This window comes from Brucella pituitosa, assembly GCF_003049685.1.
Lineage (GTDB): Bacteria > Pseudomonadota > Alphaproteobacteria > Rhizobiales > Rhizobiaceae > Brucella > Brucella pituitosa.
On the sequence record NZ_PYSY02000010.1, the window covers coordinates 90,343 to 109,554 of the forward strand.

The following is a 19,212-nucleotide window of genomic DNA, read 5'->3' on the forward strand; positions in this document are numbered from 1 at the left end:
TCAGCACTTGTCTTTCTTTTCTAACAACCCCACCACCATACTACGGCGCACGGACCAGTTTGTCTGCTATCGTACAGAAAAACCACGCCGGATCAGGGTGTTACAGATTGTTCCCCGTCAAACAGAATCGAGGGGGCAATGCCGTGCGGAGCGCGTTCCATGCCCAAAAGTAGGATACATGGACGGCGTCAGACAATTGCAGAACCGACTACTCAACAGCCTGCCCCCCGACATATTTTGCGAGATTTTTACGTCCCTTGAGCCAGTGACCCTGGAGCGCGGCCAGGTCATCGTCGCAGCAGACCAACCGATCGATTATCTCTATTTTCTTTGTAGTGGCATCGGCTCTGTCGTTACAGTGTCCGCAAGCGGACAACTTGCTGAAGCCGGCATGGTCGGTCGCGAAGGGTTTGGCCCAACCTCGCTTGCAGTCGGGGCTTACAAAAGCATCCATCAGATTGTGATGCAGGTTGGAGGACACGGCCACCGGATCGATGCGCGCGCCGCTCGCAGCCACATTAAACGCCATAGCCTGTTTGCCAATCTGCTGGCCCGCTACCTTCAGAGTTTTTCCTCGCAGGTCTCCTATACCGTCTGGGCCAATGTCAATTTGAACATTCATGAGCGCCTTGCCCGCTGGCTTTTGATGAGCCACGACCGCACTGACGGTGACGAGATTATCCTCACCCATGATTTTATCGCCCTGATGCTCGGCGTCAGGCGACCCAGCATCACCACCAGCCTGCATATGCTTGAGGGAAAGAAACTGGTTCGCTCCGAGCGGGGACGGATCACCATTCGTGACAGAAAAGGATTGGAGGAATTTGCCGGTGAAGCCTATGGCAAGCCGGAGGAGGAATATCATGAACTCTTCGGCACAAAGCTCTGACACCCCAAACAAAGCTTTTCCGTTTCGGCGGCGCAAAAACAAACGGAACCGGAAACAGATTCCGCTTGTGCAAGCCTTGGTTGCTCCAAAAGAGAAGTGACATCGTTTCCTCGGGGCTCCGCCGAACCTACGGGGTTGCCTGAGGAACGCGGTTTGTCTCCGCCCAGGCCAGCCTGACGGCTGGAAAAACGCACAGCCCTTCATCGGCGTCATTTCCGTCCACGCAGAGCGGAAACCGAGAAATCTTACGCGGGCAATCCTTGGTGTGCTTTCGCAGCTCCATGCCTTATTATCGGCCGTTACCTGCGAAGAACAACCCATCCCGCGTGGATCGGCCGCGTGCTTATGCGGGCTGGACGCTGGCTTTCGTATTCAGATCCTGCATTAACCGGCGATATTCCTGTTCCGCCCAACCATAGGCTCCGCCGGCATAGGCCTCGAGTGCTTTGCGGTCCCGGATCACGATATTGTGGCGCAAGGAGCGGATCAGTCCCAGACCCTCAAGCACATGAAGCGAAGTCGTGACGCTTGGCCGGCGCACGGCAAGCATGATGGAGAGAAACTCATGGGTTAATGCGATTTCCGAACCTGAAATGCGGTCATCACACATCAACAACCAGCGCGCGAGGCGCTGATTGATCTCGTGGACGGCGTTGGTCACCGCTGTCGAAGCAAGCTGCACTGAAAAGGCTTCGATCGCCCGGATCATCACCCGGGAAAAGCTGCGGCTCGTCTCCATGCGTTCACGAAAACGATCATAGGCAACCGCGTAGCCCTGTCCCGCCACCTGCATGGTGACATCATAGGAGCTGGTCTCAACACCGGCCACCGCTGAAGTCGGGACATATCCATCAAATCCAAACAGCCCGGCTTCCGCCCGGTGCCCTTCGCGCGTGGTGACGATTACCGAGCCAATTCCAGCCGTCAGGAAATAGACGCTCTCTATTTGCTTGCCAGCCTGCGCCAATATGTGCCCGCGCGGAAGTTCGAGAAAACGCGCATGACCGGCAATCGCGTCGTAATCAGCTTGCGAAATGAGCGAGAGAAGCCGGTTTTCCATATTCTGCAGCTGCGGGAATGTCATTTCAATTTGCCTCGTTTTGCCGCCCTCAACGCAAAACAAGCCAGGCAGGCTTTTGTTCCGCCTGGCAACCTTATCGCTTAGAGCGGTTAATGAGGGCCTTTGTACGCTATCGGACGAAAAAAGACCGCGTTGCTTTATCCGTTATGCTTGATTTCTGTCCACCAACGGGTGGCGGATAACAGCGAGGAGTTTGCCGTGCCCCTTTTTAACGAAGCGAGCCGAATATACGCACCCGATGAAATCGATTTCATGCGAAACTGCGTGGCTCTTGCTTCCCTCAAACTATCCGGTCCGCAACTCGATGAAGCCGTTCTGGCCGAGCGGGTGTTGCGGCTTTACGAAAGTGGCCTGCGGGATTCATCCGCTATCTGCGATCTGGCGATCCGCCTGATCAGTCCAGCGCAACAGCCTCAGGACGTTTTCGCCGCCAATGGCAATGCTTCGCAGGAAAAAGACAGGATCCCCGAATAAACACCCGTTACGAGGCTGAATTCAGATCCAACTCCAATTGCATTCGAGCGCGACACAGCCTGCTTTTTATCGTGCCAATAGTACAGCCGCTTTGGGTGGCGGCATGTTGATAGCTCAGACCATTGAAGACAACCATGTCGATGACGTTGCGGTGGCTCTCCGAGAGTTTGGTGTAAGCGCGCCCAACGTCCTGGAGTTCAATCGCCATTTCCTGCGGCGCGTTGATGACCGGACCCCGTTCATCGCCCAAAGCTGTCTCCCGACGCCCGCGTTTGAACCGGCTGCAAAAGCTATTTTTCATGATCGTGAACAACCAGGATTTCAGCGAGCCGTAGGGCTGGTATTTTTCCCGGTTTTTCAGAGCCTTGACCAAAGTCTCCTGAACAAGATCTTCTGCATCGGCAGATTGGCGGCATAAGGACCGCGCGAACTGTGTCAGTGCCGGTAGCAGCTGCATCAACTCATCTTCGAAATTTGGCTGCGATAACATCATCTCTCTCCTGTCCCGCCTTTGATTTAAGGCCCGACTGGGGCTTTGGTTCCGAGAGACAGTCCAACCGTACGATATCGTACAGGGAATATCTCAGCCGCAGTTGCGCTGTGGCTGTTGGGTTCACGACCCGGAACGGCTGCAGGCCGTGAAAAGCGGGAACGAAAACAGAATGGCGGAGTTTGGTGGGTAAACCGGCAACCAACTCAGAGCGAATTTGGCGGATGATTGGAGCCGGCCGCACAATTGAGAAGAAAGCGCGAGATCAAAATGCTGCCTGAAACCGGGATCACCAAAGGGAACCTCCGTGCTGGGAGCATACATCTTTGCGTCGACATGCAAAAATTGTTCGGCCCCGGAGCGCCGTGGCACGTGCCCTGGGCGGAGGCGGTTCTTCCCAACATTGTCAGTCTTTGCGGGATCTGCGGCGAGCGGACTGTCTTCACGCGCTTTATTCCGCCGCACTCTCCAGACGACGCCGTCGGCGCCTGGAAACGCTATTACCGCAAATGGCAGAGCGTGACGCTCGAATTTCTGGACCGTGATCTGCTCAATCTTGTTGATCCCTTACAACGCTTTGTCCCGCCGGCCACTCTTCTGGACAAGGGCGTCTATTCTCCCTGGACGCAAGGTCTGCTCCAGAAATTCCTCTATAAAAAACGTGTCCACACCTTGATCGTCAGTGGTGCGGAAACCGATCTCTGCGTGCTTGCGACCCTTCTTGGAGCCGTAGATCGCGGCTATCGCGTCATTCTTGTGACGGATGCGGTCTGCAGTAGCTCCGATCCAAGTCATGACGCAATCCTCGCACTCTGCCATCATAGGCTGGCAGAACAATTGGAGCTTGCGACAACGCAGGAGCTGATCGATGCATGGTAGCAACCACCAAGAAAAGGATCACGGCCCCTGCAATGGTGTCCGTGTCTGTCATCAGCCGGGGCGCCCACAAGCTTTTGCTCACCTCCTGTGAAGAAGTGGAGCTGGCGCCGGCAGGCGTTGGTCAAAGCTTTTCCCCGATATGGCTATCGCTTATCGTAACCGCTCATGCATGAAACGGCACCGCAGCTCCGGCCGGCGCAGCGCGACGTTCACGAGAGCCGCGATAAAAGCGATTTCGCATGAGCGACTACAGCGCAAGTTTTTCTGGATTGAAAGGGGGCGGGGGTGCCTCCTCTGGCATCGGAACCTCGGGTGCTGGATCGGGACGATCAGGAATATCAGGTCCCAGCGGTTCGGGTAGACTGTCTGGCTGCTGCTCGGGGACGGTAGCCGGAGGGATTTCCCGGGATTTCCGGCGAATGCTCCGGCACCGGAACATCAGGCGTCGGCTCGGGCCGGTCAGGAATGTCAGGTCCCAGCGGTTCGGGTAGACTATCTGGCTGCTGCTCGGGCACGGTAGCCGGAGGAATGTCCGGGATTTCTGGCGACTGTCCGGGCTGCGGTAAATTGGACGGATTGCTATTGTCCTGCGGAAGCGGTTGTGTCGTTATGGTTTTCTCCTCAAAGCTCTCAAAACGCCAACCCTTTGCCGGTTGCTTTGTTCCAAAGCGAAATTTCCACAGCGTCACCCATTCTGGCGGTTCGATCAATCACCGGTTTGCTGATTGCTGGCCTGCACTGGCTTGGATTCGGGCGAACTCTTCTGACGCAAATAAATCGATAAGAGAACCAGCGCGGCCGTCGACATAAATTCAGACTGCCAGTTTTGGAACGATTCAAACCATAGGCCCGAATCCAGCAAGTAAGGCCAGAATGCCGCCAGAGCTGCGCCATGCTGTGCCGCTTCTTCACGCGCTGCGCGAAAACTAGCAATTACGTGGAAAACAAAACTGATAGCAAACAATGCAAGGAGAGCAATGCCCAGCGAATGGGCGTAGAGAAACTCTATAGCAGGGTAGAATCGGCTGGCTGCGGGCGATGACCTTTGCGATGAGGGCGCCCGATCCTGATCGGGATCTCTTGACTCCGCTGAACCACGCTGAAACAGCATCGCGGTCAGGACGACATAGACCCCCATCTGCAGAAATTCACTCTCCCAGTTTTCAAACAGAGCAGAAAGAAATTCCCCGCTCTTAAGATACTCGAACAGCCCAAGCGGTGCCCGGTGATGACGCATGAGCGTTTCGTTTACATGGGAAAGTCCTGCAACAACCATACCCACCAGCGACAGAAGAAACAGCGCGATAAGAGCGATCGTTAGCCCATTATCTTTGAGAAAGCGGCGCATCGGCTGCAGCCGCTTACTGTCGTTGCGGCTCTTCAGACATTGAGCCTGCGCCAGATTTTCTTCTGTCGGGATTTGGTCTCCGCCATCTGCTCGAACGGCGCCTGGCCCTATTTGGTCCCTCGGCCCAGCGAGACCGTCAGCAATGGATGACGGCAAGTTCGATCTTGTTCTCCTGTTCATTTTTTGCAATCATCGGTCACTTCCTCCGCATCCCGAACTCGCCGGGTCGAAGCTTGTTCCAGATGTTTCGCTGATGGCCTTCCGCTCCCCTTCTTTGCCCCTCGGCCAATCTATCGAGAGGTGGCTTCATCAACAGCGACCGAATGGGTGACGGGGGGAAAGGCCGGTAATTTGCACGAAGGGGCCCTTGAGATAGGCCTGCAAAGTTGTAAGTTGGCTCGCAGATCTGCCTGAATCCCTCAGAAAGTGCTGGATGAGCGCGTCTGATCCTTTCTCGAACCGACCTGGTGCGATTTCTGCAGTGGGGAAGCTCAGGGAAAAAAATGCTGGGAGAGTTCTGTCCGGATGCGTCTCTCTTCCTGCGTGTCGGCGTCGAATTCCTGAAACGCAACGCGGTCCATCAACCCGGCTTCGAGCAATGCAAGACGCAGTTTAAAGCAATAGGGACAGCCCGCTTTCAGATAGATGACCGGCTTGAATCCGCAAGCTCCCGGGTGCGGAACATCACTCTGCCCGGACGAATCCTGAAGCGAAGGCGGCGGATGTTGCACTGCCAAAGCCCCAGTGGCACCGCCGGTTTCTTCGTCGGCTTTAGGAAGTGTCGTTGCCCTGTCGGATGTCCTTTTACTATTCTGGCTTGCCGGGTTCTTCATCCTCTCATACTCCTGTCATTGGAAACACCCAACAGGAAAGCGAAGACACTGTTCCCTCAATTTTGAGAACCACCGACATTTTTGAATCCTTCGTGCATGGCGACCCGCCAACCCCATGGAGGAGAGCGGACAGTCACTCAGCAAAGCCTCGCTGCGACGAAACCCTCAACAATTCAAGGTTCAATATAGCTTACCACGCGCAGCTTCGGCGCGCGATTGCGCGGATCGTTCGAGAAAAACAGTGCGCCCGAGGTTCGAGCTTGTGATGCCACATAATCGAAGATTGCGGTCGCCTGTTCCGCGCCCCCTTGCGGTTCGTCAATGGTTCCCACAACACGAACCTGGGCGGCGCTTGATCGCGACGAGTTGAAAATTGCAAAAGCGACCCGATACCCATTTTCGACCGCAGTATAGCCGGTCATTTCGACACGGAAATCGGCTTTGTCTGGCTGATATTGATAACTATGATACCCCAACCAGCAAAGCAGCGAGGCGATAAGCAAAGCGGATAGGCCACCCGCGAGCCACTCGCTCCAATGGACTTCAACGGTCGCTGCTTCATTGTTCTTCCTGTTAATTTGCTTGTTCATGTTGCTGCCTCACAAAACCAGGCGGGCGGATGCCGCCCCAATCGCCGTGGGAAACGACAGCACAATAATCGTTGTGACCATCTGGGCGAATGAGGTGTCATCCAGCCGTTCAAATGTCCACAATGTGTATGCACTGGTCGCAAATGCCAGCACATAGCCCGGCAGCGTGAACCGGACCAAAGAGCTCCACCACGGCGCGCCTTCCTGCACCCGATGCCCGCCTTTGAAATGAACGCTATAGACAAAGCCATGCATGATGATGATCGACACAAGCAGGATCAGCACGGCCTGGCCAGGCACAATCTTGTAGGCAATCAGGATCATTTCTTCGGTGGGGGCCACATTCAACCCCAGAAAAAGTGCTCCAACGATCATCATGAACAACTCATTGAAATAGCCGCTCTCTCCATCATATTCTCCATCTTCTTCGTCAGCCTCTTCCGACCGCATGCCGAGTTGGCTGCGTCCCAGCAAGGCGCCGATACTGGCTGGAACAGCTTGCAGGGCAATCATCGCTATCATGTGGTCCAGCGGCAATTCACGGCTCAACAGGCCAAACAGCCAAAGGATCGTGCCGCTCAACACAATACCAAGAGAGAAGGCGATCGCCGCGTCACGCAGCGTCTGTGACCAGGTCGACATGCGCTCAAACCCAATACGGTAAGCAAGCCCGATCAGCAACGGAATGTTCAACAGGCAAAGCAACAGCAACCGCATCGGGTTGGCGTAAAGACCAAGCTCCCACATTTCCATCGTCATCAGCATCGGCAGCGCAAATAACAGTGCACCCCCTAAGCCGCGCGCAAGGCCTGTAAAAAAGTCAGGGTGGATATTGGCAGAAGGAATTGTTGACGTGGAACGCACAATTAATACCTCATCATCGCGACCAGACAGATCTGAAACTTCCACGCCTGCAACATGTTCCCAGTTGTTCCCTTCGCATGCCGCCCATCAGGAATTCTTGGGCTCTGTGGAAGTTTTTTTTGGAACTTAACCTCTGGGCGGGAGTTCGGTAGGTGTAGACATTACATCAGTGGAGAAAAACCATGAAAATCAGCGTTTTAGCGCTTGCTGGCGCTTTCCTTGTCGCGCCGTCTTTTGCCTTTGCACAGGATAGTGGTGCCACTTCACCGGAAACCCCGGCAGTCTCGACCCCGGATAGCAAAAATCCAGATGCACCGGTGAAGGGCGCCAATAGCTTCACCGAAGATCAGGCCAAGAGCCGCATTGAAGAAGCAGGTTACAAGGATGTCACCGCTTTGAAACTGCGGGACGATGGTATCTGGGAAGCCTCGGCGATGAAGGGCACTGAAAAGATGGAAGTGCAGCTTGATTACCAGGGTAACGTCACCAAGAAGGCGATGTAACCCACCCCCCTCGTAATAACACCTTCATGAACCAGGGAGAAGAATATGCGAACTGTTACTGGACTTTTTGATAGCTATTCCGCAGCGCAGGATGCGGTTGCACGCCTGGAAAGCGCGGGCTTCCCTTCAGACGATATCTCGATCGTCTCCCACCACGATGACAGAGAAAGCAATGCCGGCTCCGGAGCGGGTGTGGGCGCTGGCATCGGTGCTGCTGTGGGCGGTGCGGGCGGACTTCTCGCCGGTTTAGGCATCATGGCTATTCCTGGCGTCGGACCCGTGGTTGCTGCCGGTTGGCTCGCAGCGACCCTGACCGGTGCAGTTGGCGGCGCCGTGGTTGGCGGTGTGGCGGGTGGACTGATTGGTGCCCTCACTGAAAGCGGTGTGTCGGAAGAGGATGCGCATGTTTATGCTGAAAGTGTGCGTCGTGGTGGCTCGCTTGTGACTGCGCGTGTCGCCGACGAGCGCTATGCGGAAGCAGACGCCATCCTGGCCGGGACCAACAGAGTGGATGTCGCGACGCGTCGCAAGCTTTATACCGAGGAAGGCTGGCAGCGTTTTGACGCCGATGCTGATCCTTACACGCCCGAGGAAGTCGAGCGCGAACGCAGTCGTTACCTGTAAATGAGAAAGCGGGCGAAAGCCCGCTTTTTTGCTATTTGGAAGAAACGAATTGAATTTCCATTTCTTCCTCATTCGCAAAGGAAGAGAAAATGTCTGATAATCCGACACTCCAGGATCCACGTAGCCTTTATCCGGCCCCACCGTTTCCCCAGCAACGCCAGGCAAGACCCGGCATTGCTGAAAAGATGCAGCCCGAACCCGATCACGGTGAACAATCCTATCAGGGTCACAATCGATTGGAGGGACGGCGCGCACTGATCACCGGCGGCGATTCAGGCATCGGGCGAGCTGCAGCGATCGCTTTTGCCCGCGAAGGAGCCGATGTGGCAATTTCCTACTTGCCGGAGGAAGAAGAGGATGCGCAGTCGCTCATCGCTTTGATCCGCGCCGAAGGCCGCAAAGCGGTTGCCCTGCCCGGTGACATCAGTGACGAAGTCTGGTGCCGCGAAATGGTCGCACAGGCAGCGCATCAACTCGACGGGCTCGACATACTGGTTATCAACGCCGGCCGGCAGCAGTTCCGTGAAGAGATATCCGAGTTGACCAGCGCGGATTTCGACAAAACCATGAAGACCAATCTTTACGCTCTGCATTGATCGCTCAAACGGCAGAACCATTGCTGCCGGCTGGTGCAGCGGTAATAACTACCGCCTCCATACAGGCATACCAGCCTTCGGAAATCCTGCTTGATTATGCCACGACCAAGGCCGGTATCGTTGCCTATACCAAAGCCCTGGCCAAACAATTCATCAAAAAGGGCATTCGTGTGAATGCGGTGGCTCCCGGACCCGTCTGGACAGTGCTGCAGCCTTCTGGCGGGCAACCCGATGAGAAGGTCGTTCATTTTGGTGAGAACAGCGATTTCGGTCGACCGGGTCAACCCGTCGAACTGGCCCCCATCTATGTATTGCTTGCTTCCAATGAAGCAAGTTTCATCAATGGAGAAGTCTATGGTGCCACAGGCGGCAAGGGCATCGGCTAGATTCTGCCTTCCGGGTTTTCAGATGACTATCCACTATCACAACAAGGGTGCCGGTCGGCACCCTTTTTCCCGGTATGTCCAACCAGTCAACGGCATGGCGGGAACCAATAGTTATACCCGCCGTTGCCGTCCGTCATGACTTTGCAAGCAGGCAAGTTCTGCAAAGCAGAAATGGCGCCCTCTTCTACCTGGCGACAGCGGATAGCGAACAACAGTCGATGCACAACCCACTCTCTGGCTCATTCGCTGGCCCGATTGGCGTTGTCTCCGAAGGCTGTGGGCTCACCGCAAGCATCATGCAAAGCGCTGATCACCGCTCCATTGCGGGCCTTGTTCGCCGTCAACACACAGCCAATGGGTCTCATCACAACCTTGATGCAGCCATCCTGTTTGTCGCGAAACCTTTTATAGGCCTCAGGACCGTTTTCAAGGCCCAGGCGGTCGGTGATTAAAAAGGATGGGTCGATCTTCCCCTCTATGATCAATTGCAACAAGGGCTCAAGATAGCGCTGCACATGGGTTTGTCCGGTCTTCAAGGTAAGACCCTTGCCCACCACTGCCCCCAGCGCCGTCGGAACTTGAGACCCCACGAATACGCCGGGGATCGACACAACGCCACCCGGACGACAAGCGAGAATTGCCTGGTTAAGGGCATAGGGCCGCTCACTGGCAGTAAGGCTTGATTGCAGGGTTTCGATCACCCCGCCCGCTCCATGACTTTCCATGCCCACTGCTTCGATCACCGCATCCGGTCCCTGACCGTTGGTCAGATCGATAATCTGCTGCTGAAGCTCCTCATCTGTGTAATCCAACACGTCTGCTCCTGCCTGCCGAGCCAAAGCGAGACGTTCTGGAATGGTATCAATCGCTATGACTTTCTCCGCACCCAATAAAAAGGCCGACTTGATTGCAAAAAGGCCGACTGGACCACAACCAAAAACCACCACGCTCTGTCCGGGCCGAATGTCGCAACTCTCCGCCGCCATATAACCGGTTGGAAAAATATCTGACAAAAAGAGGACCTGGTCATCGCTGAGCCCGTCCGGTATCACGACCGATCCGACATCGGCGAAAGGCACCCTGAGATACTGCGCCTGCCCACCTGGGAAACGTCCGTAAAGCTCGGAATAACCAAAGAGACCCGCCGTTGGATAACCGATCTGCTCAGCCTGCAAGGCAGCTTTTGGATTCGAGCGCTCACAGAGCGAAAAAAGACCACGGCTGCACATTCGGCACCCACCGCACGAAATCGTAAAGGCACAACAATGCGGTCGCCCACCTTCAACTTGCGGCTTCCTTTGCCGACCTCCACCACCTCGCCCATGGTCTCATGGCCCATAATATCGCCGGCATGCATCCCTGGCACAAAGCCACCATAAAGATGCAGATCAGAGCCGCAGATGGCACAGCTTGTCACCTTGATGATCGCATCGCGCTCATCCTGGATGATTGATCGTCTACTTCCTCACAACGTATGTCGCCAGTACCGTGCCACGTTAACGCCTTCATTGTCTTCTCCCTGTTTGCAACTGCGAGCATGCCCGCCCACGAGATGGCTGACTGGACGCCCGGGTTTCCGTTCCCATTGTTCTCATTTTCATCCCCCGAACTCGTCCGCGCGGGAACTGTTCCATTTGCACAGGCTTTTGGTTGGGTGGTTTCGCAAAGCAAAGGGAACAAGTCCTTTTCAGCCGGGTTCGGCCATCAAGGCATCACGCCAAAAAGGAGTGTCCCATGCGATATCGAGATATCAATCCACCCAATGAGTGGGGCGAAGCACCAGATCAACGCATTGCCGTCACACCCTCGACCGAAATGTACCTATTTGCCCTGCTTCCCCAGAAAGGAGCCGAAGCACAGGATCGAGCCCCGATTTCAGGCGGGCGGCTGGTCGCGGCCGCCTCTCCCGCCGATGCGAGACTGGTCGCCGCCGAAACAGAGTTCATGCAGGAAACAGATCAGCAGCCAATGCCCGGCTTAAGCCATAGTTCAGCGTTTCGCGACGAAAAGCTCTACCGTGTCGAGCAAATCGACCAACGCCCCGTCGAAGCGGCTCGCGGTCTGATCGCAACCGAGTTTGATGAGCAATGCCAGTCATTTCTCTCGCTGCCCAACCCGCGTCGTTAGCTGCGAAAAAACCTAAACGCGGTTGCGATTATTCACGCTGCCGCGGATTTAAGGAGCGCGGAACTATCATTGCTTCGCAATGTGTTTGGTGGCTTTGACGACCAAGCCAGCCCTATGAGTGCGCACCCATCCATCAACTCGTATAGTCATCGTTGCGCAAACAAGGGTTGGATTGCGCAATGCATAAGCCGCTCCCGTTAAGGAGGGTTCAATATGGGGGCTGCGTGGTGACGGCACCAAAATTTGCGCCTCCCGCTATCGTCAACGCGCGGGCGGAAGGCGCTTTGCTTATCCCAGTTTGACCGCAGTTTCCCTCGCCCAGACGCGCAATTTTGCGCAGGACGCGTAGAAATTCTGGATCGCCTTCTCGTCTTCAAGCAAAATCAGCCCTTCATCCATATCTGGATCAATTCCGGCACGTTGCAGCAGCGGCAGGGCACCATGCGTGAAAGCGATGTATTTGCAATGCGCAAAGGCATCCGACACGAAATCCCGCGCTGTCGCTTCACCGCATAAGCGCTCTGCAGCCTGTTCCGATAGCACGAGTGCGACTGCGTCAAACAGAACCGATGGACCTCCATCGACCATATAATCCGCAGCAATCAAGCTGCCATCCTCTGCCTCGACACCACCCACCTGCGGGGCAACGACCTCGACCATGGCATCGCCGCCTGCAAACCGATCTCTAAGCGTGTTGAAGATTCCGGCATCACATCCTGCGCCCACCAGAACGCCGAGTTTCCGTCCCGCGAAGCTCTCGGGGCCATTTTTGATAATACTGAGCGCTGGCGAGGGCTCCAGATCCTGTCGCGGCGTAAGCGCGGGGTCCGCAGCAGCGGGCAGCGCCTGAATACCAAGCTTATCAGCGACGTTGGTTGCCAGACCCTCATCAATGTTAAGCAGGTGTGAAACCATCCTCTCCCGGATCTTCACATTCTCGCATCGACTTAATTCAAACGTCAGCGCGGCGGCGATATGATGCTGTTCCACTGCTGTCTGACTGATAAAAAACTGTCGTGCCTGACTGTAGTGATCCGCGAAGCTTTCCGGACGCAGTCGAAGCTTTTCCCCGCGCACCTCTGCGGGCTGGGTCGCAAACCCCGTCTGCGGATCTTCACGCGGCTCTTCCTGCCATGAATTGGGCTGATAATTCACCCGCCCCACGGGATTTCGCATCGCCATGTGCCCATCCTGCTGAAAATGATGAAACGGACATTTGGGAGCGTTGATCGGCAGATGTGTGAAATTGGTGCTGCCAAGTCGTTTAAGTTGCGTATCGAGATAGGAGAAGTTGCGCCCCTGAAGCAGGGGATCGTCTGAAAAATCGATACCCGGGGGCACGTTTTGCGTCATGAAGGCAACCTGTTCCGTCTCGGCAAAGAAGTTATCCGGCATGCGATTCAGCACCAATCGGCCGACCGGTATCGGAGCGAGAATCTCTTCAGGAATAATCTTGGTGGGATCCAGCACATCAAAATCAAAACTGTCGGCAAATTCCTGGTCGAAGACCTGCAGATTGAGTTCCCATTCCGGGAAATCCCCGGCCTGTATGGCGTTCCAAAGATCGCGGCGATGAAAGTCCGGATCCGCCCCATTGATCTTGACGGCCTCGTTCCACAGCACCGATTGCAATCCGAGCTTTGGCTTCCAGATGAATTTCACGAATGTGGATTCGCCCCTGGCATTGACCAAACGGAAGGTGTGGACCCCAAATCCTTCCATGAAACGGAAAGAGCGCGGTATGGCGCGGTCAGACATCACCCACATGATCATATGCATGGATTCCGGCGTAAGGCTGATGAAATCCCAGAAATTGTCATGCGCTGATTGCGCTTGCGGGAAACCGCGATCCGGCTCCGGCTTCACCGCGTGAATGATGTCCGGGAATTTGATCGCGTCCTGAATGAAGAAGACCGGTATATTGTTGCCGACAAGATCCCAGTTTCCTTCCTGGGTGTAGAATTTGACCGCGAAACCGCGCACGTCCCGCGCCAGATCAAACGATCCTTTTTGAGCCCGCCACCGTGGAAAAGCGGACAAAAAACCGGCGTTTTCTCGCCAGCACGCTGAAAAAGATCTGCCCGTGTATAGGCAGCCAGCGACGCATAATTCTCGAAATAGCCATGCGCGCCATATCCCCGTGCATGAACCACGCGTTCGGGAATGCGCTCATGATCGAAATGAAAAATTTTCTCCCGAAAATGAAAATCCTCCATGAGAGCCGGGCCGCGCGACCCGATCTTGAGACTGTTCTGATCGTCGGCTATCGGTACGCCCTGGGCGGTGGTCAGCCGCGTCTTGCCCTCCTCGACAGTCTGATGAAGCTCTCCTCCCGCCCCTCTTTCAAGCTTCTGGTCGTGAATCGTGGCGGTTGCAGGCTGGCTTTTCTTGGCTGGCATTCGCTCTCTCCCTTCAAGAACTGCGCTCCTAACCCGCCGATTGGTTCAAGGTTCCCTAACCTTCAAGCCAAAGCTGCTTTTCGTTGTCATATCCTACCTAGCCAGGAGGTTCAGCGGACATCTCATCCCAAATTGCGACCAATGCAGTGGAGGGAGCGCGAAACATTTTGCAGTTGCTGTGGTTAGGTCAACCGCGACAATGCCGATCCATAACCGGTCAATAGCGGGGGTATGGCCGCCCCCCGACACCAAGAAACAGTCCGGTGCGCCCGGTGCTGGTGTAGACAATAAAGGAATAATCATGAGCAGCCGATCACAGAAGCCGTTGAAAGCTCTCGCTCTCAACGCGACATTGAAAACGTCTGACAAGCAGTCCTCGACAAAAAAGCTGTTATCCTATGTCGAAACTGAGCTTCATCCGTTTGGTGTGGAAACCGAGCATGTGCTTCTGACAGATTTTACCATTGCGTCTGGCGTCAGCTCGGATGAAGGTGGGGATGATCAATGGCCCGAGCTGCGACAGAAAATCGTCGAAGCCGATATTATTCTGATCGGCACGCCGATCTGGCTCGGCCAACCATCCAGCGTCTGCAAACGCGCTTTGGAACGTATGGACGCGTTTTTATCGGAAGCCGATGACAGAAACCGCATGCCCTCCTACGGACGCGTCGCGGCTGTCGTTGTGGTAGGAAACGAGGACGGAGCGCATCATGTTTCGGCCGAGCTTTTTCAGGCGCTCAATGATGTTGGCTTCACATTGCCTGCCAACGCCGTCACCTACTGGGTGGGCGAGGCCATGCAGTCCACCAACTTTATCGATCTCGACGAGATCCCCGAAGCCGTTGTGACCGCCACTAGGCTGCTGGCAGCCAATTGTGTTCACCTGGCTGCATGTTTGCGAGACGAGCCCTACCCGGGCTTCACGTGATACAGGGGCGAAACTCCGATAGCCGCTTTCTTAGCCGGAACGCGATGTTGGGATGGCCGTAACCATCACGTCAGTCTGCGGGCAGGCGGGCGGCTGACATAAGGACTTCCTGAAAGCCAAAACCGCCAGGCAACGTCCTGCGCGCGGCTGATCCCGATGCGAGGGCCTGTTTCAATGCGTGGATCCGCCTGTGAAGCGATCAGTTCGAACGGCTGATCAAAAAGTGGCGCGCCGTCAAGCTCAGCGGTAACCCCCATCGCCTGGGCAAGTTTCGCAGGTCCTGAGCCCAAAGCCAACTCATTGCTGGTCCCTCTTCTTTGTTGCATGAAAGCAAGACCCTTGGCGGGTGCTAGCGCTCGCAACAAGACAGCAGAACCATCCAGGCAGACAAAGTTCAAACACCAATGCAGACCGTATATTCGGTAGACATAAGCATGGCCAGGAGGTCCGAACATCGAACGATTTCTTCGGGACGGGCCTTTGAAGCTGTGGGAGGCGGGATCCATCCGGTTATAGGCTTCGGTCTCCACAATCATGCCCCCAACTCCCTCAAGCGTTAGCCCCCAGCCGATGAGCTGCGGTGCCACTACACTCGCATCGCGGGCAAAGAAAGATTGAAGATCATTATTTTTCAATTGGGAACATCTCCCTAAAGCCGGCGGCGTTCCGTCTTAAGTTGGCGCGACGGGATTGCACGTTCCCGGCAAAACATCAACTGTTCCGACGCTTCCTTGTTCCCTGGCTGCTGACCCTATCGCCCCTCTGCCGAACCGCAATGGCGCACATTTTCTCATCGGTCGAGAAATTTGCCTGTCAATTGGAGCGGTAGTCAAACGGGCTTGCGCGCCAATTCGCTGCAGGAAAGTTTTTGAACGCCAAAGCGGAAGCGCGGCAATTGTGAATATGCGCAATGAAAACTCTCCCAAAAGCCAAGGGTTTATCTTCGCGCTTCCGCAGCCCGCGCACGATCCAGATCGTAAGCCACGCGACCAAGGTCGCTCATTGCCGATGTCATGCGCATCGCGGGTTCATGTCGGGGAACAAAGCTGCTTCGCAGTGGTTGGGGGCATGTTCCACAAGAGGAGATTTAGACATGACAGAAGCAAAAGAATGGCTCGTGCAGTGGCTGCGTGACGCCCATGCCGTGGAGGAACAGGCGGAGACAATGATGAATGGCCTCTTGTCCCGGATTGAGAACTATCCGGTGCTGGCCGAACGCATTCAACAGCATGTCGAGGAGACCAAAAGACAAGCTTCGCGTCTTGATCAATGCCTTAAGATTCTCGGCGAGGATTCCTCGGCGCTTAAGGATGCGGGTGGTAAGATGATGGCGATGGCACAATCGCTGAGCGGGGTATTTGCAGGCGACGAAATATTGAAAGGTTCTCTTGCCAGCTATTCGTTCGAGAACATGGAGATCGCCTCCTACCGTATTCTGATTTCGGCAGCCACCTTTCTCGGTGAATCCGACATCGCGCGGCTTTGTGAGGAAAGCCTTCGAGAAGAACAGCAAATGGCGAAATGGCTTGAAGATCATCTCGATGAGACGACGCAGATGTTCCTCAACCGCAGCCTACACGAAGGCGTTTCCGAAAAGCGATGACCCCTGGCTCTGCGAAAGTGCGGTTGCAGGTCGTGCAACCGCATCGCGTCCAACAAGCCTGCGCAACACGCGGCACAGCCTGCATGAGATTGTAAACGCGATCTTTATTGGCAAATGATGAAAACATAATGGGAGTCTCAAACATGCCTGCCAAGTCAAAAGCGCAACAACAAGCAGCGGGTGCGGACCTTGCCGCAAAACGCGGAGACAAACCCAAAGCAGAGCTTCGGGGAGCCTCGAAACAAATGGAAAACACGATGAGTAAAAAAGAGCTCGAGGAACTCGCTTCAACCAAACACAAGGGCAAGCCTTCGCATAAGAAAAAGCAATCCTGATCGGGAACAGTCTGAAGGCATCCAGTTCAAATTATGGCCTAGGGATCAATTATCGATCAGTGTGTCTCGCGCTCCTACGCATTCGTTGAAGTTCGCCACGCTTAAATTGCCATAGGCCGTCGCCCGCCTTCCGTTGTAGGACGCATGGCGTGTGATTTATCGAAATGCTAATCTATGTCCTGCTGTAAAGCGGGTTCATTTCTTGCTGTGTTTCACATTATATTCACGACATGCTTTGGCATCCTGTCCCGGCGCGCATTTCCTTAGCTTTTCTGCCTTGCGTTGCGCATCTTCCTGCTGCTCCTGCGGAGATTTCGGCGCCGATTTGCTGTTGGGTGGAACAGGTTTAGCGCCCGTAGTGGAATTGTTGCCAGGGACCTCGGGTTCTTGTCCACTTGATTGATTGGGAAGGCCGGATTCTTCAGCCGATACGGCACTCGGCAGATGACACAGTGCCATGGTGAAGAGGACCGCAGCAATGGTGGCAGGTTTCATGGTTCACTCCTTAGGCTGGGCTAGCCTTGACTGCGCTTGCTCCCCATCTAACATCCCAGCGGTTAGAATGTTCCGCGCCGCTTCTGGCAACGATAATCATTTTGGGTATAGCCCAAGACCTCCAGCGTCGATGGATTGATCGTTCTCCTTATCGACAACGCGTGGGTTGAAGCCTTCTGCGGACAATGGTTGCGACAAAAAAATCATTGGCAGAGAACAGAGCCTCATGATGTTTTTCGCTTTGCCTTCCTCCGCTCACCTCAACATTTAACCAAACGAGAAGGATGACTGCGACCCCGAGCACTGCAGACAGCACTATGGAAGCTGCATGAAGGCCGCTATCAAGCCGCGTGGAAAGCTTTGGCTTGCCAAATCTGTCTCGGCTCTGGATCATTTTAACACATTGAAACATCACCAGATAAGCAACCATTGCCAGAAGACCCGAGGTCCATGCAAAATCCTGCCCAAGCGTTGGATTGCCCGGTACGCCCAGAATCTACGGCAACAGCAGCAAACCGCATAGACAAGCGGCGAAACTGGCAAAGTAGCGTCTGAAGAAGCGAGGAACCATCTGAAATCCGGATGCGTTATTTTGCAATCAGTTGCTTATAGCAACAATGGTGCGATGGATGGAAACGACATCGTGACGGGGGCAGTGTAACTTTAACCTATGCGCGAACAGAGCTGTATCTATGATACTGATATCATGCGGATTTCAAGCATGCTATTTCACGCCAGGTCTGCATGGCTGGAGTTTCATGTGGCTTAGGTCCTTTAAAAATCCTGTTGGATGAAACCGGGAAAACAATCTGGCTTAGATTGGGGATGTTTCTGGTCACTCCCACTATGTTTCTACTCTGGAGATGGATTAAGAAGTGCTTTCTTCCATTTAATTAGCTGGAAAAGTCATAATTACATCAATCTCCGTGCCCCTTGATCGGCCGGTCGAGACGACGTTGATTGGCACCAATGGCGCCAGTTCCGGTGTTTGCTATTGTCAGATGGCGGGCAAGGCCGGTCAACGCATGGCGCAGGATATCGAAGGGGGTTGTGCCCAAGGGTCCCCTTGTCAAACTGGAAGCCGGAAGTCTGATCGGCGTGTTGTTTCTTGAGAGCGTGCTGCAACCCTCGTCTGGCCTAGCATCACGGAACGAAGCAATGCCATGAATAGGGACGAGGATCTTTACGGCCGGACCATCATGTGGCGGGAAACCATGCGCACTCCCTCGTTTTTCCTGCTCGACGCGCATTGCATTTTTGTCCTGCCGCTGTTCCTCTTCCATAAAAGGTGGTGGACATTCGCAGTGCTGCTCGTCACAGTTCTGTCTTTCGCTGCCATGCGATTGTTTCAGTATCGCCCGTCAAGTGCTGTGCGCGCATTCAGATCGGTGCTTGCCGGTCCTCTGCGCCAGCCCTTTGGCGACAGCAGACTGCGTCCTGGCGTGGATTACGGTTTTGAATATCGCATTGAAGGCAAAAAAAAAGCGCTTCAGACATTAAGGCGTATTCGCTGTTTGTTGCGGATGTCCCCCGTGCAAAGCTCCACGCTTTTGCAGGGTTTTTTGAGTGCGCAGAGCACGGCAGGAACAAAAACCATCTTTCGCGGTTGTTGTCTCAGTGATCAGGTGCCGAGGAGACCGCGGGGCCAGCGACGGTCAAGTTCTTCCTTCTCTCGTCTCGCGGCAGCAAGACGCTGCGGGTCAGAATTGAGCAGTCTGGCATCACCGCTTTATAGTGGACGTCTCGATGTGGCACTGACAGCTTGATG

At 54.9% G+C, this 19,212-nt stretch carries 20 protein-coding genes and 3 pseudogenes; 11 read left to right on the plus strand and 12 right to left on the minus strand.

What is annotated here, in order from left to right:
* The first annotated feature begins 178 nt into the window (after positions 1-178).
* A complete protein-coding gene (locus C9380_RS26485) occupies positions 179-889 on the plus strand; it encodes a Crp/Fnr family transcriptional regulator (protein ID WP_164844760.1) in 711 nt (236 codons plus the stop codon).
* Positions 890-1,232: 343 nt separating this feature from the next.
* Here the strand turns inward: C9380_RS26485 and C9380_RS26490 are convergent, their stop codons facing one another.
* Positions 1,233-1,973, minus strand: a complete 741-nt coding sequence (locus tag C9380_RS26490) for a Crp/Fnr family transcriptional regulator (RefSeq protein WP_128095149.1) — start codon at positions 1,971-1,973, stop codon at positions 1,233-1,235.
* Positions 1,974-2,168: 195 nt separating this feature from the next.
* On the opposite strand from C9380_RS26490, the gene C9380_RS26495 reads away from it, so the two are divergent.
* Positions 2,169-2,444 carry a hypothetical protein gene (locus tag C9380_RS26495; RefSeq protein WP_128095150.1) on the plus strand — a complete coding sequence of 92 codons (276 nt, stop codon included), beginning with the start codon at positions 2,169-2,171 and terminating at the stop codon, positions 2,442-2,444.
* 7 nt (positions 2,445-2,451) lie between these two features.
* On the opposite strand, the gene C9380_RS26500 is transcribed toward C9380_RS26495, so the two are convergent.
* Positions 2,452-2,901 (minus strand): sigma-70 family RNA polymerase sigma factor, encoded by a 450-nt coding sequence (locus C9380_RS26500; RefSeq protein ID WP_247877696.1) that lies wholly within the window; start codon positions 2,899-2,901, stop codon positions 2,452-2,454.
* A 303-nt stretch (positions 2,902-3,204) separates the two neighbouring features.
* On the opposite strand from C9380_RS26500, the gene C9380_RS26505 reads away from it, so the two are divergent.
* Entirely contained in the window at positions 3,205-3,813 is a 609-nt protein-coding gene (locus C9380_RS26505) for a cysteine hydrolase family protein (RefSeq protein ID WP_128095182.1), read from the plus strand.
* Between the two features lie 338 nt (positions 3,814-4,151).
* On the opposite strand, the gene C9380_RS26510 is transcribed toward C9380_RS26505, so the two are convergent.
* The 5 genes from C9380_RS26510 to C9380_RS26530 form a co-directional block, all read right to left on the minus strand.
* Entirely contained in the window at positions 4,152-4,523 is a 372-nt protein-coding gene (locus C9380_RS26510) for a hypothetical protein (RefSeq protein ID WP_128095151.1), read from the minus strand.
* Positions 4,520-5,161 carry a DUF6766 family protein gene (locus C9380_RS26515; RefSeq protein WP_128095152.1) on the minus strand — a complete coding sequence of 214 codons (642 nt, stop codon included), beginning with the start codon at positions 5,159-5,161 and terminating at the stop codon, positions 4,520-4,522. The genes C9380_RS26510 and C9380_RS26515 overlap by 4 nt, the downstream gene beginning before the upstream one ends.
* Before the next feature lie 491 nt (positions 5,162-5,652).
* A complete protein-coding gene (locus C9380_RS26520; RefSeq protein WP_128095153.1) occupies positions 5,653-5,994 on the minus strand; it encodes a glutaredoxin family protein in 342 nt (113 codons plus the stop codon).
* 173 nt (positions 5,995-6,167) lie between these two features.
* On the minus strand, positions 6,168-6,584 hold the full coding sequence (locus tag C9380_RS26525) for a TIGR02588 family protein (RefSeq protein WP_128095154.1): 417 nt from the start codon (positions 6,582-6,584) through the stop codon (positions 6,168-6,170).
* Between the two features lie 9 nt (positions 6,585-6,593).
* Positions 6,594-7,448, minus strand: coding sequence for a TIGR02587 family membrane protein (locus tag C9380_RS26530; RefSeq protein WP_247877697.1), 855 nt, complete (start codon positions 7,446-7,448; stop codon positions 6,594-6,596).
* A 182-nt stretch (positions 7,449-7,630) separates the two neighbouring features.
* Here C9380_RS26530 and C9380_RS26535 point away from each other — a divergent pair, with 182 nt between their 5' ends.
* The 3 genes and pseudogenes from C9380_RS26535 (at position 7,631) to C9380_RS26545 (ending at position 9,557) form a co-directional block, all read left to right on the plus strand.
* On the plus strand, positions 7,631-7,951 hold the full coding sequence (locus C9380_RS26535) for a hypothetical protein (protein WP_079211041.1): 321 nt from the start codon (positions 7,631-7,633) through the stop codon (positions 7,949-7,951).
* 45 nt (positions 7,952-7,996) lie between these two features.
* Positions 7,997-8,575: a general stress protein gene (locus C9380_RS26540; protein WP_128095156.1), complete on the plus strand. Its 579-nt coding sequence runs from the start codon at positions 7,997-7,999 to the stop codon at positions 8,573-8,575.
* 296 nt (positions 8,576-8,871) lie between these two features.
* Positions 8,872-9,557 (plus strand): annotated as a pseudogene (locus tag C9380_RS26545) (SDR family oxidoreductase).
* Positions 9,558-9,913: 356 nt separating this feature from the next.
* On the opposite strand, the pseudogene C9380_RS26550 reads toward C9380_RS26545, so the two are convergent.
* A pseudogene (locus tag C9380_RS26550) lies at positions 9,914-11,066 on the minus strand (zinc-dependent alcohol dehydrogenase); the annotation flags it as partial.
* A 225-nt stretch (positions 11,067-11,291) separates the two neighbouring features.
* Between C9380_RS26550 and C9380_RS26555 the strand changes: the two are divergent.
* Positions 11,292-11,684, plus strand: coding sequence for a hypothetical protein (locus tag C9380_RS26555; protein ID WP_128095157.1), 393 nt, complete (start codon positions 11,292-11,294; stop codon positions 11,682-11,684).
* A 288-nt stretch (positions 11,685-11,972) separates the two neighbouring features.
* On the opposite strand, the pseudogene katE reads toward C9380_RS26555, so the two are convergent.
* A pseudogene (gene katE, locus C9380_RS26560) lies at positions 11,973-14,083 on the minus strand (catalase).
* A gap of 301 nt (positions 14,084-14,384) precedes the next feature.
* On the opposite strand from katE, the gene C9380_RS26565 reads away from it, so the two are divergent.
* The gene (locus tag C9380_RS26565; protein WP_094574755.1) at positions 14,385-15,011 is read left to right on the plus strand and encodes a flavodoxin family protein; all 627 of its coding nucleotides are present in this window, start codon (positions 14,385-14,387) and stop codon (positions 15,009-15,011) included.
* Positions 15,012-15,076: 65 nt separating this feature from the next.
* Here C9380_RS26565 and C9380_RS26570 read toward each other — a convergent pair whose 3' ends face one another.
* On the minus strand, positions 15,077-15,646 hold the full coding sequence (locus tag C9380_RS26570; protein ID WP_094574753.1) for a DNA-3-methyladenine glycosylase: 570 nt from the start codon (positions 15,644-15,646) through the stop codon (positions 15,077-15,079).
* 458 nt (positions 15,647-16,104) lie between these two features.
* On the opposite strand from C9380_RS26570, the gene C9380_RS26575 reads away from it, so the two are divergent.
* Both C9380_RS26575 and C9380_RS26580 read left to right on the plus strand, forming a co-directional pair.
* Positions 16,105-16,614, plus strand: a complete 510-nt coding sequence (locus C9380_RS26575) for a ferritin-like domain-containing protein (protein ID WP_128095158.1) — start codon at positions 16,105-16,107, stop codon at positions 16,612-16,614.
* Positions 16,615-16,757: 143 nt separating this feature from the next.
* Positions 16,758-16,949 (plus strand): DUF3008 family protein, encoded by a 192-nt coding sequence (locus C9380_RS26580; RefSeq protein WP_128095159.1) that lies wholly within the window; start codon positions 16,758-16,760, stop codon positions 16,947-16,949.
* Between the two features lie 195 nt (positions 16,950-17,144).
* Here the strand turns inward: C9380_RS26580 and C9380_RS26585 are convergent, their stop codons facing one another.
* Positions 17,145-17,444 (minus strand): hypothetical protein, encoded by a 300-nt coding sequence (locus C9380_RS26585; protein WP_094574747.1) that lies wholly within the window; start codon positions 17,442-17,444, stop codon positions 17,145-17,147.
* A 917-nt stretch (positions 17,445-18,361) separates the two neighbouring features.
* Positions 18,362-18,694, minus strand: a complete 333-nt coding sequence (locus C9380_RS26590; protein ID WP_128095160.1) for a hypothetical protein — start codon at positions 18,692-18,694, stop codon at positions 18,362-18,364.
* Here C9380_RS26590 and icmT point away from each other — a divergent pair.
* On the plus strand, positions 18,659-19,210 hold the full coding sequence (gene icmT / locus C9380_RS28830) for an IcmT/TraK family protein (protein WP_353954677.1): 552 nt from the start codon (positions 18,659-18,661) through the stop codon (positions 19,208-19,210). The genes C9380_RS26590 and icmT overlap by 36 nt on opposite strands.
* The last annotated feature ends 2 nt before the right edge of the window (positions 19,211-19,212 follow it).

Coding starts and splice junctions, on each gene's coding strand:
- C9380_RS26485 (WP_164844760.1), top strand. CDS start 179: ATGGACGGCGTCAGACAATTGCAGAACCGACTACTCAACAGCCTGCCC.
- C9380_RS26490 (WP_128095149.1), bottom strand. CDS start 1,973: ATGACATTCCCGCAGCTGCAGAATATGGAAAACCGGCTTCTCTCGCTC.
- C9380_RS26500 (WP_247877696.1), bottom strand. CDS start 2,901: ATGCAGCTGCTACCGGCACTGACACAGTTCGCGCGGTCCTTATGCCGC.
- C9380_RS26505 (WP_128095182.1), top strand. CDS start 3,205: ATGCTGCCTGAAACCGGGATCACCAAAGGGAACCTCCGTGCTGGGAGC.
- C9380_RS26515 (WP_128095152.1), bottom strand. CDS start 5,161: ATGCGCCGCTTTCTCAAAGATAATGGGCTAACGATCGCTCTTATCGCG.
- C9380_RS26520 (WP_128095153.1), bottom strand. CDS start 5,994: ATGAAGAACCCGGCAAGCCAGAATAGTAAAAGGACATCCGACAGGGCA.
- C9380_RS26525 (WP_128095154.1), bottom strand. CDS start 6,584: ATGAACAAGCAAATTAACAGGAAGAACAATGAAGCAGCGACCGTTGAA.
- C9380_RS26535 (WP_079211041.1), top strand. CDS start 7,631: ATGAAAATCAGCGTTTTAGCGCTTGCTGGCGCTTTCCTTGTCGCGCCG.
- C9380_RS26540 (WP_128095156.1), top strand. CDS start 7,997: ATGCGAACTGTTACTGGACTTTTTGATAGCTATTCCGCAGCGCAGGAT.
- C9380_RS26555 (WP_128095157.1), top strand. CDS start 11,292: ATGCGATATCGAGATATCAATCCACCCAATGAGTGGGGCGAAGCACCA.
- C9380_RS26565 (WP_094574755.1), top strand. CDS start 14,385: ATGAGCAGCCGATCACAGAAGCCGTTGAAAGCTCTCGCTCTCAACGCG.
- C9380_RS26575 (WP_128095158.1), top strand. CDS start 16,105: ATGACAGAAGCAAAAGAATGGCTCGTGCAGTGGCTGCGTGACGCCCAT.
- C9380_RS26580 (WP_128095159.1), top strand. CDS start 16,758: ATGCCTGCCAAGTCAAAAGCGCAACAACAAGCAGCGGGTGCGGACCTT.
- C9380_RS26585 (WP_094574747.1), bottom strand. CDS start 17,444: ATGAAACCTGCCACCATTGCTGCGGTCCTCTTCACCATGGCACTGTGT.
- icmT (WP_353954677.1), top strand. CDS start 18,659: ATGCGCACTCCCTCGTTTTTCCTGCTCGACGCGCATTGCATTTTTGTC.
- C9380_RS26590 (WP_128095160.1), bottom strand. CDS start 18,694: ATGCGCGTCGAGCAGGAAAAACGAGGGAGTGCGCATGGTTTCCCGCCA.